Annotated in this window: 15 protein-coding genes; 3 read left to right on the top strand and 12 right to left on the bottom strand. The window is 60.7% G+C overall.

What is annotated here, in order from left to right; translation table 11 throughout:
• Nucleotides 1–26 precede the first annotated feature (26 nt).
• From ACREBX_RS13395 to ACREBX_RS13385, 3 genes are all read right to left on the bottom strand, one after another.
• A complete protein-coding gene (locus ACREBX_RS13395; RefSeq protein WP_431562236.1) occupies nt 27–803 on the bottom strand; it encodes an SDR family oxidoreductase in 777 nt (258 codons plus the stop codon).
• A 104-nt stretch (nt 804–907) separates the two neighbouring features.
• Complete coding sequence (locus ACREBX_RS13390; RefSeq protein WP_431562235.1) at nt 908–1,324, bottom strand: RidA family protein; 417 nt, start codon at nt 1,322–1,324, stop codon at nt 908–910.
• A gap of 146 nt (nt 1,325–1,470) precedes the next feature.
• Nucleotides 1,471–3,870, bottom strand: coding sequence for a TonB-dependent receptor (locus tag ACREBX_RS13385; RefSeq protein ID WP_431562234.1), 2,400 nt, complete (start codon nt 3,868–3,870; stop codon nt 1,471–1,473).
• A gap of 403 nt (nt 3,871–4,273) precedes the next feature.
• On the opposite strand from ACREBX_RS13385, the gene ACREBX_RS13380 reads away from it, so the two are divergent.
• Nucleotides 4,274–5,650, top strand: coding sequence for a flavin monoamine oxidase family protein (locus tag ACREBX_RS13380; protein WP_431562233.1), 1,377 nt, complete (start codon nt 4,274–4,276; stop codon nt 5,648–5,650).
• A gap of 658 nt (nt 5,651–6,308) precedes the next feature.
• On the opposite strand, the gene ACREBX_RS13375 is transcribed toward ACREBX_RS13380, so the two are convergent.
• Genes ACREBX_RS13375 through ACREBX_RS13345 form a run of 7 tightly spaced genes read right to left on the bottom strand, consistent with a single transcriptional unit; the run spans nt 6,309 to nt 11,227 of the window.
• Nucleotides 6,309–7,070: a TetR/AcrR family transcriptional regulator gene (locus ACREBX_RS13375; protein ID WP_431562232.1), complete on the bottom strand. Its 762-nt coding sequence runs from the start codon at nt 7,068–7,070 to the stop codon at nt 6,309–6,311.
• Nucleotides 7,071–7,102: 32 nt separating this feature from the next.
• A complete protein-coding gene (locus ACREBX_RS13370; RefSeq protein WP_431562231.1) occupies nt 7,103–7,597 on the bottom strand; it encodes a cytochrome C in 495 nt (164 codons plus the stop codon).
• Nucleotides 7,594–8,067, bottom strand: coding sequence for a c-type cytochrome (locus ACREBX_RS13365; RefSeq protein ID WP_431562230.1), 474 nt, complete (start codon nt 8,065–8,067; stop codon nt 7,594–7,596). The genes ACREBX_RS13370 and ACREBX_RS13365 overlap by 4 nt, the downstream gene beginning before the upstream one ends.
• 4 nt (nt 8,068–8,071) lie before the next feature.
• Nucleotides 8,072–8,617, bottom strand: coding sequence for a methylamine dehydrogenase light chain (locus ACREBX_RS13360; RefSeq protein ID WP_431562229.1), 546 nt, complete (start codon nt 8,615–8,617; stop codon nt 8,072–8,074).
• A 20-nt stretch (nt 8,618–8,637) separates the two neighbouring features.
• The gene (mauD, locus tag ACREBX_RS13355) at nt 8,638–9,228 is read right to left on the bottom strand and encodes a methylamine dehydrogenase accessory protein MauD (protein WP_431562228.1); all 591 of its coding nucleotides are present in this window, start codon (nt 9,226–9,228) and stop codon (nt 8,638–8,640) included.
• Entirely contained in the window at nt 9,225–9,737 is a 513-nt protein-coding gene (locus ACREBX_RS13350; RefSeq protein WP_431562227.1) for a MauE/DoxX family redox-associated membrane protein, read from the bottom strand. The genes mauD and ACREBX_RS13350 overlap by 4 nt, the downstream gene beginning before the upstream one ends.
• Nucleotides 9,737–11,227 (bottom strand): amine dehydrogenase large subunit, encoded by a 1,491-nt coding sequence (locus tag ACREBX_RS13345; protein ID WP_431562226.1) that lies wholly within the window; start codon nt 11,225–11,227, stop codon nt 9,737–9,739. Before ACREBX_RS13345 ends, ACREBX_RS13350 begins: the two co-directional genes overlap by 1 nt.
• Here ACREBX_RS13345 and ACREBX_RS13340 point away from each other — a divergent pair.
• Both ACREBX_RS13340 and ACREBX_RS13335 read left to right on the top strand, forming a co-directional pair.
• The gene (locus ACREBX_RS13340) at nt 11,138–12,373 is read left to right on the top strand and encodes an MFS transporter (RefSeq protein WP_431562225.1); all 1,236 of its coding nucleotides are present in this window, start codon (nt 11,138–11,140) and stop codon (nt 12,371–12,373) included. The genes ACREBX_RS13345 and ACREBX_RS13340 overlap by 90 nt on opposite strands.
• A gap of 81 nt (nt 12,374–12,454) precedes the next feature.
• Entirely contained in the window at nt 12,455–14,191 is a 1,737-nt protein-coding gene (locus tag ACREBX_RS13335) for a class I adenylate-forming enzyme family protein (protein ID WP_431562224.1), read from the top strand.
• Nucleotides 14,192–14,216: 25 nt separating this feature from the next.
• Here the strand turns inward: ACREBX_RS13335 and ACREBX_RS13330 are convergent, their stop codons facing one another.
• Nucleotides 14,217–15,287 carry an endonuclease/exonuclease/phosphatase family protein gene (locus tag ACREBX_RS13330; protein ID WP_431562223.1) on the bottom strand — a complete coding sequence of 357 codons (1,071 nt, stop codon included), beginning with the start codon at nt 15,285–15,287 and terminating at the stop codon, nt 14,217–14,219.
• Nucleotides 15,287–15,820 (bottom strand): HdeD family acid-resistance protein, encoded by a 534-nt coding sequence (locus ACREBX_RS13325; RefSeq protein ID WP_431562222.1) that lies wholly within the window; start codon nt 15,818–15,820, stop codon nt 15,287–15,289. The genes ACREBX_RS13330 and ACREBX_RS13325 overlap by 1 nt, the downstream gene beginning before the upstream one ends.
• Nucleotides 15,821–15,861 lie beyond the last annotated feature (41 nt).

The following is a 15,861-nucleotide window of genomic DNA, read 5'->3' as shown; positions in this document are numbered from 1 at the left end:
CCAGTCGCAGGGGTTACGCGGCGGCGTCAGCCACGTCCCCGAAGCGTCAGTCCGCCGTCGACGACAATCCCCTGCCCGTTCACATAACGGCCGGCGTCGGATACGAGGAATACAGCGGTTCCCGCGATATCGTCAGGCTCGCCAATTCGACCAAGCGGAACGGCTCGCTGTAAAGCTGCCTCGGCCTCTGTATCCTCCCAGAGCGCGCGGGCGAAATCGGTACGGATGACCCCGGGAGCTATCGCGTTGACGCGAATATTATGGCGACCAAGTTCGAACGCGAGGTTGCGTACCAGCTGGAAGTCGGCGGCCTTGGAGACATTATACGCCCCGATCGTGTCCGACGCCGTCAGCCCCCCGATGGAAGAGACGATGACGATAGCGCCGTCCCGTCGTTCGGTCATTTCGGGCGTGACCATCGTGACGAGCCAGTGGTTGGACAGAACATTGTTGTCGAAAATCTTTCGGAACTGCTCGTCGCTGATTCCGGCCATCGGACCATAATAGGGATTGGTCGCGGCATTGCAGACCAGAATGTCGATTTGACCGAAACGCCGGCGGGTCTCTTCGACGAGATGGTCCAGTGCCTGTTTGTCCGAGATGCTGGCGGCGACTGCGATCGCGCGGTCCTCGCCTACCATTTCGTTGATTTCGGCAGCGACCTTCTCGCAGGCGTCCTGCTTGCGGCTCGAGATGACGACGCGCGCACCCGCATCGACAAAGGCCTCGGCAATGGCGCGGCCGATGCCGCGGCTCGAGCCTGTTATGATCGCCGTCTTACCGCTCAGGTCGAACAAACCCATCGTCAGGTCCTTTTGTGGCAGTGCTGTAGAAGTTGTGCGAGGCGGCGTGCCCAGCCGCCTCGCACGATCCGGGTGGGAGAGTTCCCGGTTTCGCGGTTTAGTGCTTAAGTGCTGCCGGAGCCCGCCACCGCAACAGCTCGCATCTCCAGACACAGGCCAGGCAAGCCGAGTTCGGCAACTCCCACAGCGGTCCAGGCGGGATAATGGCCGGCAAAATACTTGTCTTTTACCTTCATGAATTCGTCAATTTCAGCGCAGAGGTCGGTGTGGAACGTTGTAAACTCAACAACGTCGGCCAGGCTGGATCCTGCAAACACCAGCACTGCTTGCAACGCTTCGAAAGCGAGGCGAGCCTGCGCCTCCATGCCGTCGGCCGGTTGCATCGCTTCGGTCAGCCCCACTTGACCCGAGACCCATATCATATCCCCGACACGGACCGCCGGTGTGAAGTGCAAGGTGTCGCTGAGTAGCTTCACATCGGGCGGAACGAAGGATTGTCGTTTTGCTGGCCGGGGCGTCATCAGAAAATGCCTTTCAAGGTGCGGTTGCAGTCGCGCTTTGGAGGCACGTGCCTTTCCACGCACTCCTGCCGCTATCGCAGCCAGTAGCGGAACGGGCCCGGATGATGACCGGTTTCACCGATCCACGCCCGGTCCGCTAGCTATGGTTAAAAGTTGAACTGCACCTTCGCCCCGACCGACCGCGGCGAAATGATCGTTTCGCGCCGCGACAGCCCCGTAACCAAAGGCGATGTACGCAGATCGATGCCAAGGGTCGCGCGCTTGTCGAACAGATTTTCCGCGAAAAGCGAAAAACGCAGCGGTCCGTGGGTCCAGCCGGCCGACGCATTGACCAGCCAATAGTCGGGGTGCAGGTAAGTCCCCAGCGCGCCCGGCAGATTGTTGTACACGCTGCCGCGATAATTCACGTTCAACGTCGCATCGAACTGGTCATCGGGAGAGATCTCGGCTTCATAATTGAGGTTAACCGAGCCGCTGTGTTTCGGCGAACCCGGCAGCCTTGTCCCCTTTGCGCCGGAAATACCGCATGGCAGCACGCCGCCGCTGCCATTGCCCACAGGGGCGCAAAAGGATTTTGTGAATTTGGCGTCGGCCAAAGCATATCCAGCCGAGAAGCTGAAGCCCCCACCGATGGGTCCGCTCGCTTCCAGTTCGATACCCTTTGATCGTGCCTTCGAGCCGTTGATCACCGCATACCAGACATTGACCGGCGTGAAGGAATCGATCTGCGGATTCTTCCATTCATCGTAGAAGAGGCTAGCGGTGTAGCTAAGCCCACCGGGAAGTCTTCCCTTTATACCGATCTCATAATTGTCGACCGTGTCGGGCGTATAGGCCAATAATTCTGGAGGTTCGGAAAACAGGCCTGCTGTTGCAAAAGCGTTTGTCCCGCCGCGACGGAACCCCTGGGAAAAGGTGGCGTAGACGCGGTTATAGTCGGCAAATTCGTAGGACGCATTCACCTTGAAGATTGCGTCGGTGACCTTGGTCTTCGCGTCCGACTGCTCGGCGATCCCAAATGGGTAAAGGATAAAGTCGAGGTCGCTGGAGAAGCGCTGGGAAAAGACCCGCCCTCCGCCGGTGATCTGGACGCGCGGCGAGATGTGCCAGGTCAGCTCGCCAAAAGCCGCAACTTCGCGAAAGCGGGAGCTTGTCAGATAGGGCGCGAAGATGCCGTCGGGGCCGGTAAAGATGGGAGAACCACCGCCCGCAGTCGTTTGTTCGGTCGTGCCCGGGCCGATCAAGGCGAGATCCTTACGCTGCCGCGAATTCTCGTAATAGAGACCGACAACATAATCGATCACATTGTCGCCGCTGGATACCAGCCGGATTTCCTGGACGAACGTCTTCGTGCTGTCGGTGCGTCGATTCATCGCGACAAAGCGCGGATTGACGGGGTTCCCGATGTAATAGGACAGATAGACTGCGGGCAAAGAAAGATAGCCCAGCGTCGCGTCGTTGACATAGTCGCCCGCGGAATCGAAGTAGCTCGTCGTCGTCGAAAGAGTTGCAAAGCCCGCATCATAGCTCATGTCGAGGCTGCCGAGATGCGACGAGCGATGATAGGGCTCGCGCACATTGTTGACGAGCTGATAGTCGCCGGTGGCCGGGAACGATATCCGCGGATCGACCGGACTTGGGCCACCTGCATAGTTGGGATTATCGACCGGACCGCCTTCGCCCGTATCGCGGGAGAAATTATAGGCTGCCACGATCTTGAAATCCGAGCTCGGTTCCCAGAGCAGCGACGCCCTCACGCTGCGGTTCTTGTTATAGTTGATGTCGCGCTTGTTGTAATAGACGGCCGAACTGCCCGCCACATCGGCAGGATCGGCGAGGACAGGAGCGCTCACCGCACTGCCCTGCGTCTCCATGATTCCGAACTGGTCGACGAAACCCGCACTATGCTCGATCTTGCCGCTGACGCGGAGCGCCGCAGTGTCGCCCAAAGGAATGTTGATCAGTCCGTTCACAGACCGGTCCCAGTCCTTCGAATGCGAAACCAGAGCCGCGCGGGCGCCGACATAGCCCTCGAAGGCACCGAGCTTGGGATCGTTCGGGATCAGGCGGAGCGCGCCACCAAGCGATCCGCCGCCATAAAGCGTCCCCTGGGGACCGCGCAGGACCTCGACGCGCGTGACATCGTCGATCGGGAAATGACCGTTGACCGCGACATTGCCTAAATAGGTCGTGACCGGCGCTTGACCATAAGCGAAATTCCGCGCGGAAGACGATGCATTGAGGCCGCGAATAATTGGCGTCTGGACCGAGAGGTACCGGCCGCCCGCACTGTTGATCGCAAGGCCCGGAACCTGTTGGGCGAGATCCGAGACCGACTGGACGCCGGTCGCACCGAGCTGGTCGCCGCTGATAGCCGAGATATTATAGGGGATCGACGTGATATCCTGTTCGCGCCGGTTCGCGGTCACCACGATCTCGTTCGACGATCCGGCGCTATCAGACGCAGCCTCCGGCCTGGCCTCCTGAGCGAGGGCGGGCGGGACGATGCCGAGCCCCAGACCCGCACCGATAAGCACCTGGCCCATGAGCAAATTCCGACGCCGTGCAAACAACGACCGATCCCTCTTCCCGATATTCATGCCGCTCTTTTTCATTGCCAGTCCCCTTCGCCTTATCAAACCTCACGTGCCTGCCGGGCGGAGATGCTTGGTGAGCGAAACGAGCTTTACCGCCAAGAAATTCGTCGCCGCTGCGCGATCAGGCGTCGCCATTCATTGCGCGCCATCTTCCTGTCGATTTCAGTCGTCCCACCGACCCCCAAATCGAGGCGGCCTCTCCGTGTCATTTTTTTGACGATTGACTAAAATTTGTCACTCGTCAAGATTAATTTGCGGGGAAGCCCCGGGCATGGATAGATATTTGTCATTTGACAAACTTTTGTCACTAACTTAGCGTTCGACGAGCGAGAAAATGAGAGGAACAAAAGCGATGTCAGCCAACGCACAGACCACCACCTCCGGGGGCGTATCCGCCAACGGCCGGGGTGATTATGATGTCATTGTAATCGGGGCTGGCTTCGCCGGACTGACGGCAGCTCGCGAACTGAAACAGCAAGGATATCGGGTCTTGGTGCTTGAGGCGAGAGATCGCATCGGCGGCCGGACATATACCGACGATTTCGCCGGGCAGCCGACTGAGCTTGGCGGAACCTGGGTTCATTGGCACCAGCCGCATGTCTGGGCGGAAATCAGTCGCTACGGCATGGAGATTGACGAAACGCTCGGCAATCAGGTCGATGATCTGGTCTTTCTCGACTGGGAGGGCAAACGCCACCAGTCAAAGCTGTCGGAAATGGGCGAAATTTACGCGTCCGTCGAAGGCCTTCTGGCCGAAGCGCGCGAGATCATGCCGCGTCCCGCCGAGCCTTTCCTGGACGCAGGATGGGTATCCGCAGACCGCCTGTCACTCGCGGAAAAGCTGGACGGCCCGGGCATTTCGCCTGACACCAAATTGTTCGCGTCGATCATGTTCTCGCTGATGGCGGGGGCCGCGCCGAAGAATTTCGCGTTCATCGAACTCGTGCGGCTCATTTCGCTGAGCGGCTATAGCCTCGGAAATCTCAGCGAGATCGCTGCCCGCTACAAGATCAAGGGCGGCATGCGCAGACTCTATTCGGCATTGGCCGCCGACTCCAGCGCCGACATTCTGCTGGAAAGTCCGGTATCCGAGGTGGAAACATCCGCTGCGGGCGTGAGGGTAATGACCTCGGCTGGGAAAACTTACACGGCGTCCACAGCAATTTCGACCCTGCCGCTGAACACGCTGAACGATGTGAAATTCAGCCCGGCCCTTCCGGACGAGAAATTGAAGGTTTCCACCGAGGCGCATGCGGGCCGGTCGAACAAATTCCATATTCTGATCGAGGGAAGCCATCCCCGAACCCTTTATTGGTCGCCCGCAGGCGGCGTGAGCCCGATCTACGAGCTCCTCAAGGAAGGCGAGTATGAAGGCTGCACCCATTTCCTGGCCTTCGGGTCCAAGGATAATGATATCGACATGACCGACAAGGCCGCGATTCAGGCGGCCGTGCGCCGGTTTATCCCGGACGCGATTGTATCCGACATCAAGGCGCACAATTGGAATAGCGACCCCTATTCAAAGGGCGCGTGGTGCGTATCCAAGCCCGGCCAGATCTCTAATGCGCTCGCCGCGCTTCAGGCGCCCCACGGCCGCATATTCTTTGCCAGCGGTGATTGGGCCAGCGCCTGGCGCAGCGCCATTGACGGCGCAATCGAGCAAGGACTTGTCACGTCGCGCAAGCTTCATGAGATGCTGTCGGCCGAAGTCCTCCAGCCAGCCGATTAGCAGGCGCCTTCTTCCTGGGCCGATCAGCAACAGTGGACAGATTTATGGGAATGAGGGAGAGTAATAGGTCACAGGTTGCGGACAGCCCGAGCCGAGCCAGCGAAGCACTGCTTCAACGGGTTCCCTTCGGGGCGCCGGCCGACCAAGTCGGTCAAGCGTTGAAAAACGACGCGGCGTGATCACCCGCTATGATGTCGCGGCCATCAACACCGAGCTGGATGTCTTCATGGACCCTCTTTCGGGGGGATTTCGCAGCACGCGAGAATGATTATCTTGCCGACTTCGCGGGCAATCACACGAAGCGCCTCCAGCATGTTCTGAAATATAGCCCGACCTATCGGAACCGCCTGCTCGATAGTGATTTGATGATGGCTTATGTGGCCGAAGCCATCGACGGACATTTCACGACCCATTCAGTCTTCGTCAGCCAGGTGATCGAAATCTCTCCATGCTCTTCGCGGAAGACGTCAAAACCTAACCGCAACGTCAGGCGATGCCCGGCTTTCGATCGATCTCCTATTTTAGCCAGGAACCGGGATTCCTGTAGCGCGTAAACCAGCGCCCGCTCGAGGAGCGGCTTGGCCTCTAGCGACGATCAACAAGCAGGCGGAGCGATGCTCGGTCTGCACGGCCAATTGGATAGATCTCGAAATCGGAGTCAGGCGATCGAAAGCCTTTCTGCGCCCACCTTGTCGCCGGGTTTCATCGCCTTCACGAAAGCCACGAAGCAGTCGCAGGCCAGCTCTTCGAGGGAATCCATACGATCCTCCCAGATCTTGCCATAGCCGGCGAACACGGCAATCCCTTCCAGCGACGACAGGATAAGGGCCGCGACGTTCTGGCGGTCTTTGGCTGTCAGAGCAGGATTCATCTCTTCAACGACTGTCTCGATATAGGCATGTTCGGGCATGTACATTTCGTTGACGCGTTCCTTCACGAAGGGATCGTGATTGGCGAGCGCCCACAGCTCGGGAAAAAGAAACATGGTCTGTTTCGTTCGTCCGTCCTCGAGGATGAACCGGATCAGATTTTTCAGCTTCTGCTCCGGATCGCCCCCTGCATTTTCCGCCGTTGCTTCGATCGCTTCCCGGTAGCTTCCGGCAATCATCTGAAGCAACGCCCGGACGAGATCGTCCTTAGACTTGAAATAATAGGTGATATGCCCGGCCTTCAGCCCACACTCTGCCGCGATACGGCGCAAGGTCATCGCCTGATAGCCATGCTCGACCAGGACGGACAATGCCGTCTGAAGGATGAGCTCATGCCCCTCAGCTCCGCGGGAATATCCACCCTCGCGAGGCGCGAAACGGTCAACTGAGAATTTAAGCTTCGGCACAATGTCTCTTTCGAAGCAACGATCGCTCTGGAAACCGACGATCTGCGGAGCATGCCATAGAACAAATAGGCGGCGGCTGTTCAACCCCTAGCGCATAATTGCGCGAATAACGCATGTCATTCTCCACCGCGGCCCCGCACCTCCCCTCGCCCTGCCGGAGGATTTTTGTGCGCCGATAGCGCAATCAGCAAGTCCGCCCGCATGGCGGCTGCATCGGTTCGGAGCGGTCGGCGCCGCATCTTGTGGACTTCAGCAGCCGTGTAGGGGATGAAGTCACGCGGAATATTCTGCCGGTCAAACGTCCATAACGACCAGTTCACAAGTTCCGCCAACTGATCATCCGGGAGCGCAGCCGTTGCGACGCCGGGCACGCGAACGAGATATTCGCGCCCCCCGGGCACCTGGAGAAAGCGGGCGACCTCGCCCGCCATCGTCGGGGCCGTGGCGGGCGATCCCGAAGCGTCGGGGCGATGACAGCCCTGACACTTCAGCATCCAGTTGATCCGCGCGCGATTGGGTTCAGCGATGGCCGTCAATTTTGCAGGCGCCAGGTCCGCAGCATAGGCGCTGGCACTAGCGATCATGACGCCGAAGGCGACGAGCAGTTTCACCGTGGCGCGGGTCTCGATTTTGCAACCGCAGCGGCATTCATCGAAGCGCCCGCGGCGCGCGCCGATTTGATCTCGGGGGCTGTGAAGGGTTTGGGCTTAACCCCGCCTCCTGTCGACAAGGTTCCGATTACATAGGTCAGGACGCCTGCCACCGCTGCGTCGTCCATTCCGGCTTGCATGGGCATCGTCCCGCGATACGCCTTCCCTTCGACCGTGATCGGCCCGGCCAGCCCCTTGACGACCGCCAGAGCCAGGTAGCGCCGACCCTCCGGTTTCATGGCCAGCGCGCGCGCATCGACGCGCAGCGACGGATAGGCCCCCGGCACGCCCGCCCCGGTGGAAAGATGGCAGGCGGCGCAGCGCGCATAGGCCGGCGGGCTACTCGCCGCAAAAGTCCGTGTCGGCAGCATCGTCAGGGCCGTCGCGAGCGGAGCGACGAGCAGCGCCGAGGCTATGAGAAGCAGTCGCATCGGGTTATCCTTCAAGAGCTGTGCCAAGGATTACGGCAGTCGAACAATTATAGACCGAACTGCTCGTGCCCAAGCACCAGTTGATGTCGTTGTTGGATTGCGGCCTGACCATCGGCCGATCAGCCTCGTTGCGGTTGCAAAGGCACCGGCCGCAGGATGATTTCCCGCAACAGTCGTTATAGCTGATGATGTAGGAGCGCCCGTCGGCCGGATTCTGACATGTACCGATCCATGTGATCGGCGACATTTCGGTACCCGGCGGGCAGGAGTTCGGACCGCCCCCGCAGCATGAGCATAAAAAGCCGTCGATCGCGCAGTAGCGCCAATAATCGCATTGCGTCTGATCGCCGGGATCCTGCGGGTTCCCGCTGGCCTGGGGCGGCATTGCGCCGCCTCCCGGCGCGGGTTCCGCCGCGCGGGAAACCGGCAGCAAGGGGATGGCAGCCGCTCCGGTCAGGGCGGCGCCGATGAACCGCAGCAAGCCCCGGCGCGAGGATCGGCGCGCAATGCTCCGCGAAAGCCGCTCTGCCAAGCCGTCAATTTCGGACATCGGATTTCTTTCCTATCTCTTCAGGCGCGTGCCAAATATTGCTGGATGGATGCCACTCCGCGATCTTTCGCCTCGAAGAGGCTTTCGAGATGTTCGCGATTATTAATCAGGCCGAGCGACGCGATCCGGCCTTCTTCGTCGATCAGCACGGCATAGGGCAGCTTCGACACGCCCAAGGACCGGCCAAGCTGTTCCGAAAGCACATAGGGCAGATCCGAAAGACCGAATGTTTTGACCATGTTCTGGTGTTGCAGTTCATCGCTGCCATCGCTGGCCAGCACCGTGTCCACCCACCGCCTTTCCGCGCGCGCCACCGATCTGAGCACCGGAAGCAGGCTCTTGCAGACGGGACAAACGGGCGAGAGGAAAAAGATGAGCTGGCTCTTACCTTGCCGACTGCCCCCAATCTTGATGTTGGAACCGCTTAGCGAGGGAAGTTCGAACTCGGGCGCAAGGTCGCCCACCTGCTTTTTCTGGTGGAGCGTCAGCGCGCCGGCGGGGGCAATGCGCTCATGGAGCACGCCGATCTGGCGCGCGAGCGCGATGACGAGCAGGCCGAGCGCGATGACCGCGGTCCAGAGCAAGAATTGCGAGGCGACGAGAACGCTCATGTCGAAAGTCTCCTGGACATCGGGACCACTGCCGCCAGTTCGCCCGCCGCCATCAGCAGTCCGAAGAAGGCAATTCCAGCGAGGATTGCCGTGAACTCAAACGTAGGAGGCGCAGCGAGGAGTGCGACGCATGCGGCGGCAATCGAGAGCGCGGCGGCACGTGGAACAGTGAGCGGGTCCGGTCCTCTGTCAGCAGCGCCAAAAGTGCAGCCACAGTCGAAGGCCTGACCCAAGCGCTTCGTTCGCCAGGTCGAGACCGCATAGGCGCCCCACAACATCGCAGCGGCAACAAGTCCGATAATCCGCGTCGGCTCATAGAGAATGGCGAACGCCGCGATCAACTCCAAAGCGGCCGCGCAGCTATTGAGGATGGGGCCGAATTCAACCGAAACGCCCACGAGGCGCGCCGCAGCAACGGCAAGGCGATTGAACGAAAGCAGCTTGTGTAGGGCCGCCCCCAGCAACACGAGCGCGAAGAGAATCTCTTGCGAGGCCACGACAAGACTCATCAGCGGGACGCCGCCATGGCCATCGGGCTGTTGCCAACCTTCTGGATCGTCCGCTGGAACGTCCCGGATGCCGCATCATAGATATCGAGCGACCCATCGTGGCGCGCTGCGACGAGCGAAGGTTTCGGCTCGGCCGTAACCTCGATCGATACGGCGGGGTTGCGCAGCGGCCAGCGAGCGGTGCGCGACTTTTTCGCCGGATCGACCACCCATATCTCGCTGCCGCCGTCCTTGTGACTGCCTTCCTTTCCGGCCGGGCTCATCAGGACGAAAAGCTGGCCATCGGCCGATGCGCTGATGACCTGCCAGCCGCCCGGTCGCCACTCGCCCGCATCGGACTTTTCGCCCGCCAAGGAGAAGCCGCCCAGATCGCGCGCTGACGCCTGCGAAAGATCGACCCCGCGGAACGCGCCCTTGAAGGTCACGAACCATGCCGTCCGTCCGATCATGGCCGGAGTCATGAACATCGGATCGCCATCGATATCGTTGAAGACTTCGCTCGTCGTCGTGCCGGCGAGCGTGCCATCGGTGTCGAGAGCAATGCTGGTCATCGTTCCATCGGCACACAGCGACATGAATCCGCGCTCGCCGGTCGGATAGATAAGCGAGCAGCCGGGCAGATCGATATCGACAAGCACCATGCGTTTTTCGAGATCGACGACCGTCACCGACGAAGCCGGGGTGAAGTTGAAGACCAGCCCCCATTTTTCGCCGTTGGTAAACTGGAAGCTGTTGGGCAGCGTCACGAATTGCCCGCGCTTCCCGCCGGGCAGGATGATTTCGCCCGTGGGTGACAGGCTCTTCTTGTCCCAAATGGTAATGACGTCAGTGCGCTCCCCGCGGTTCAACCGCGAATAATAGGTCTCGGCGACATAAAGTTCGGATTTGCGGGCCGAGGCAATCATCACGCCGAGCTGCGCCGCTGTGAACTGGCCCTTGTACCCCCGGTCCGGTGCAGCGACATCGACGACCGCGATTCGCCCGTCCACGAGGCTTTGGAAATTAAGGTCGTGAACAAAGACGTAGCTCGCCGGATAGTGGTCGGGCAGTTCCTGAACGGACGGGGTAGCCTCCTCTGCCAGAGGCGCATTTTGCGCAGCGGAAGGCACGGCGGCAAAAAATGACGCCAGCAGGATCGCGGCAGAGCCCCTCATTATCATCGCTCGCAACTCCTCATGATCGTCCGGCACCGCCAAAACTTTGACCATTGACAAACTTAAGTCAAGCGCCAAATATTCATTGCGATTGGGGAACGGGCTCTGCGTGGACAGTGCAGGCGACGCCAAGCCGAACCGGGAGCCGATGACGGTTGCCCAACAATGGATAGAGCTTGGAGAGGCTTTGTGACGAATTCCGAAAGCTTCGCGGAAGCGCAGGATCTCGAAGGCCGATTTTCCTATATGGGCTGGCGCATCGTCCTGGCCCTCTTCCTTGCGATGGCGGTACTGTACGGCACCGCCTTTTATGGTTTCATTATTATTACCCAGCAACTCGCTGCACTACATGGCTGGTCGTCCAGCCAGTCCGGTAGCCTGGTATCGGCATTATGGCTGATGTGTCCGTTGGCCCTTGTGAGCGCACCGATCATAAACCGCATGGGCGCTTGGCGGCTGCTGCTGATTGGCCTTCTGCTTATAGCGGCCGCGTTCCTCGCCCTCTCGATCACAACCGAATTCTGGCAAGTATATCTGCTGCGTTTGGTTACAGGTGCCGGGAAAGTTTTTACCGTCGTCGCGGTCCCCGTGATTATCTCTCAATGGTTCTCGCGACGCTTTTCGCTGGCGATTGCTAGCGCCTTTTGCGGTGGGTCATTCGGCGGACTCCTGTTTGCTCCGGCGACCGAGGTTACGACCCTCGCGCTGGGCTGGAAAATCGCCTCACTCGTGCTCGCCGGCGCGCTTCTGGTCGTTATCACAATCATAGCCCTGCTAAGGCGACACAGCGTCAGTCAGACCAAGCTACATCCCGAAACGCTCGCCGGACAAATTGAACCCGAACCGGAGAACGGCCATCCGGTCTGGCGGGAGCAGATTTCGAACATCAACATAATCGTCGCGATGCCGATGGCCATCGCCGTAGTCTTCCTGGGGATCGGCGCGCTATCCTACCTCATCTATGTACCGAGACTCCTTGAAGCCTATGGCTTTTCGTCGACGACCGCCGCAACGCTTCTGGGGCTGGCAGGTATCGGCGCAATGGCTGGAAACCTGCTTGCCGGCTGGACTCTCGACCGGATGAAAACGACCTGGACCAGCATCGGCGCGGCGGCACTCATTGCAGTTGGCTTGACGGTTCTCAACCTGCTGGACGGCGCACCCAATTTCCTGCTCGCAACGACTGCGGTACTACTGGTGGGCTCAGGAATGGGCGCCGGCGAGATATTGTGGCTTACACTCACCAAGCGGCAGTTCGGCACCGATCTTTTTGCGGTGACATATGGCGGCTGGAGTTTCTTCTACCAGGCGGGGTGCGTTGCAGGCGGTTCGGTCGGCGGGGCAATATTCGCCGCCACGACGCACGGCGGCTTTCTGGTTGCCATTGCGCTTCTTTGGGCACCGGTCATCGCGTTCAGCCTGTGGAGGCCCGGCATGCGAAACGAGGAACGAACGGCCATTCCCGCTCTCCAAGCCGCATAGGACCGATATGACCGACACGTTTTCAGCCCGTTTGCAGGGCTCCTCCAAGTCGCCCCCAGTCGGCAGCGCAGGGTAGCCGCAGTGACATCCACCTCATCATCGACTGGCGCCGGGCGTTGGCCGGCCATCACGCTCGTCGAAGCCGAGGCGCGACTGTGCGCTGCAGGCGCGCCCTTCGAGATCGAGACAATAAATATCAACGGCATCCCCACGCGCAGCTGGAAGAACCAAGCTGCGAGCCTGGCTGCACTCGCCCGCGATACCCGCTCCAGATTCGGGTCGCGCAATTTCCTGATCTTCGAAGACGAACGCATCACCTATGAAGGGTGGTTTCGCGCTACCGCGACGCTCGCCCAGGAATTGCGGGCCCGTGGGGTGACGAAGGGTGACCGCGTCGCCCTTGCGATGCGCAACCTGCCCGAATGGCAGGTGTGCTTCTTTGCCGCGGCTTGTATCGGCGCGATCGTGGTGCCGCTCAACGCCTGGTGGACCGGAAGCGAGCTTCGATATGGCCTTGCCGACAGCGGCGCTAGCGTCCTTCTTTGCGACGGCGAGCGGTGGCAGCGGATCGGCCCCTTCGCCGAAACGCTCGCCGACCTTCGCCATGTAATCACTGCCAGAAGCGAAGGTGCACCCGCAAATGCCGAGCGGCTCGAGGCGCTTGTCGGCACGCCGAGCGACTACGACAATCTTCCCGAACGCGATCTACCGGAAACCGATCTCCAACCCGACGATGACGCGACCATCTTTTACACCAGCGGTACGACCGGCTCGCCCAAGGGCGCGCTGGGCTCCCACCGCAACATACTCGCCTGCACCCAGGCCACGCCCTACCTCGTGCACCGGACCGCGCTAAGGCGCGGGGACGCGCCGCCGCCGCCGCGTTTGCGGAAGAACCTCGTGGTCATTCCCTTCTTTCATGTCACCGCCTGCTGCTCGATCCTCATGCAGACGATGACCGCCGGCAATGCGATCGCGATGATGCGCAAATGGGATCCGGTGGCGGCGATGGAACTCATCGAACGCGAGAAGATAACGAACACCGGAGGCGTCCCGACCATCGCCTGGCAATTGCTCGAACATCCCGAGCGCAATCGCTTTGATCTGAGCTCACTTGAACAGATAACCTATGGCGGGGCGCCGGCCGCGGCGGAACTCGTCCGGCGCATCGCCAGCGACCTCAAGGCATCGCCTTCGACCGGCTGGGGGATGACCGAGACCTCCGCCACGGTGACGAACGTCGCGGCCGAAGACTATCTGCTTCGTCCCGACAGCTGCGGCCTTGCGCTGCCGGTTTCGCGCCTCAAGATCATGACCGAGGACGGAACGGTTGAATTGACTACCGGCGAGGTTGGCGAACTATGGGCGTCGGGCCCGCAGATCGTAAAAGGCTATTGGCGCAATCCCGAGGCCACGGCGGAAACTTTCCGCGACGGATGGGTCAGGACCGGAGACCTCGCGCGGCTCGACGCCGAGGGGTTCTGCTATATCATCGACCGCGCGAAGGACATCATCATCCGCGGCGGCGAGAATATCTATTCGAGCGAGATCGAGAACATCCTCTACGAGCATCCGGCCGTCATCGACGCCGCCGCGATCGGCATTGCGCACAGGACGCTCGGCGAGGAACCGGTAGCCGTCGTCTGCGTCGGGCCGGGAAGCAACGTCAGCGAAGCCGATCTGCGTAGCTGGATCGGAGAGCGGATCGCCCGGTTCAAAGTGCCGGTCCGCATCCATTTCCTGAGCGAGATGCTCCCGCGCAACGCCAATGGCAAGATCCTGAAGAAGGATCTGAAAATCCTCTTTCCGGCGAGCTAAGCGGTTTTGCGTGGTGCCGCTCGGTCTAGGTCTTGCAGAAGTCGTTCGCAGCTAACGCCCCTGCCGCACGCCACGAAAGGCGGTAGGTGACGAGGAAACCATCGTGATCGGATAGCCTTGCGCCGTTGTCCGAACCGTCGAACATCGCTTCGACGCGGATCGGTTCGACAGACACCCTCCTGCCGTTGTCGAAGGCCTGAAGGTCCTGCGTATCCATCCAGGGCTCGTCGCCATCCCACGACATTTTGACGGCGCAGGTCGCGGGTTTCTCGATGCACCAGCGATGGACGATTTCATAAGGGATGGCAGTCGAGAAAAAGTCGAACCGCTCGGCGTTTCGCCGCATGTTGAAATCGCCGCCAATGATCAGCGGATTATTCGGCACATGGTGCCGATCCAGAAATTGCGCTGCTTGGAGGGCCTGATAACGATGCGCCTCGGCCGAGCGTTCGAGTGGGACGCGCGCCGCGCGGCCCGCGTTCATATGCGTCGTGAAGATATCGATCGGCGAAGGCACGCCAGGCACCCTCACCCGCACCAGCATGACGCCCTTGGCTGCGAGGCAGTCGAAGCCCGCGCACGCATTCCTCGCGAAGCCCTCCCGAAACATCTCGGTGATCGGAAAGTCGCTGAGCACATAGAGGCCGCTTCGCATCAGCTTGGGTCCGCGTTCGCCCTTCTTTCGGCGTCGCTCGGTGACAAACTCGCCGGCTACTGCCGGATCCTTCGCCATGTCCGACCGCTTGGGACCGCCGATCGCATTGGCGTAACCCGTGTGCTCGCCTATTCGCGCCGCGCGGCTCGTGAAGGTCTCCTGCATCAGGACGATGTCCGGCGCCCTGCCCTGCGCCCGAAAATCGGCGAGGCTCTTCCCGATCCGGTCGAGCGATGGGCCGCGATGCTTTCGCGCGGGCCATGGCAGACCTTCGACATTATATATCAGGATGCTAAGCGTCGTGCTCTGCCGCCCGTCCGCCAGACGCGTGATGACGGGCATCTCGGGAGCGGTTGGACAGGACGCGAACCTGTCCTGCGGCCAGGATGCGCAGCCCGCCGATAGCAGGATGATCGCCGCGACGGCGGCGACCCGTCGCATCAGCCTCTCACTTCCGCGAGAACCCGGCGTCCAAGCGCCGCGACCGCCAGCAGCGCAAGCCCGTTCAGCATCAGCTCGACCCCCAGGAAGGTACCAAGAATGGCAGAACGCCCGCCCTGCAAGTGGCGGTAAACCAGCAGCGCGAGCAGGAGCGAGACCGCACCCGAAACAAGGAGCAGCCAGAAGCTTGAGTCCTCACGATGCGAGACGCTCCAGACCAGTTTCCCGAGACCGGAAATCAGGAACAGGATGCCCATGAGAATGGTGAGCGCCTTGGCGCCGGCCACCGGATGAAAAAGGATCGAGAGACCGAGCGCGAGCGCCGCGCCCGCGGTCAACAGCGACGGCGCACGCGTTCGCCATCCCGTTTCAAAAAAGGCACCAACAAGCTGGATCCCGCCCGACAGGACCAAAGCCACGGCGGCGAGCGTGACCGCCGCCATCGTCGCGGCAAGCGGGTTGAGGATGGCGAGCACGCCGCAGATCAGCGAAAAGGTCCCTGAAAAGCGGAGCGTCATGGACAGGATCGACATAGGCTAGCACTCCCTTTCGGATCGACACCTTGCTGGCTTCC

It is taken from the genome of Sphingopyxis sp. (assembly GCF_050725655.1).
Classification (GTDB): Bacteria; Pseudomonadota; Alphaproteobacteria; order Sphingomonadales; family Sphingomonadaceae; genus Sphingopyxis.
This window is presented reverse-complemented; position numbering and strand designations above follow the sequence as displayed.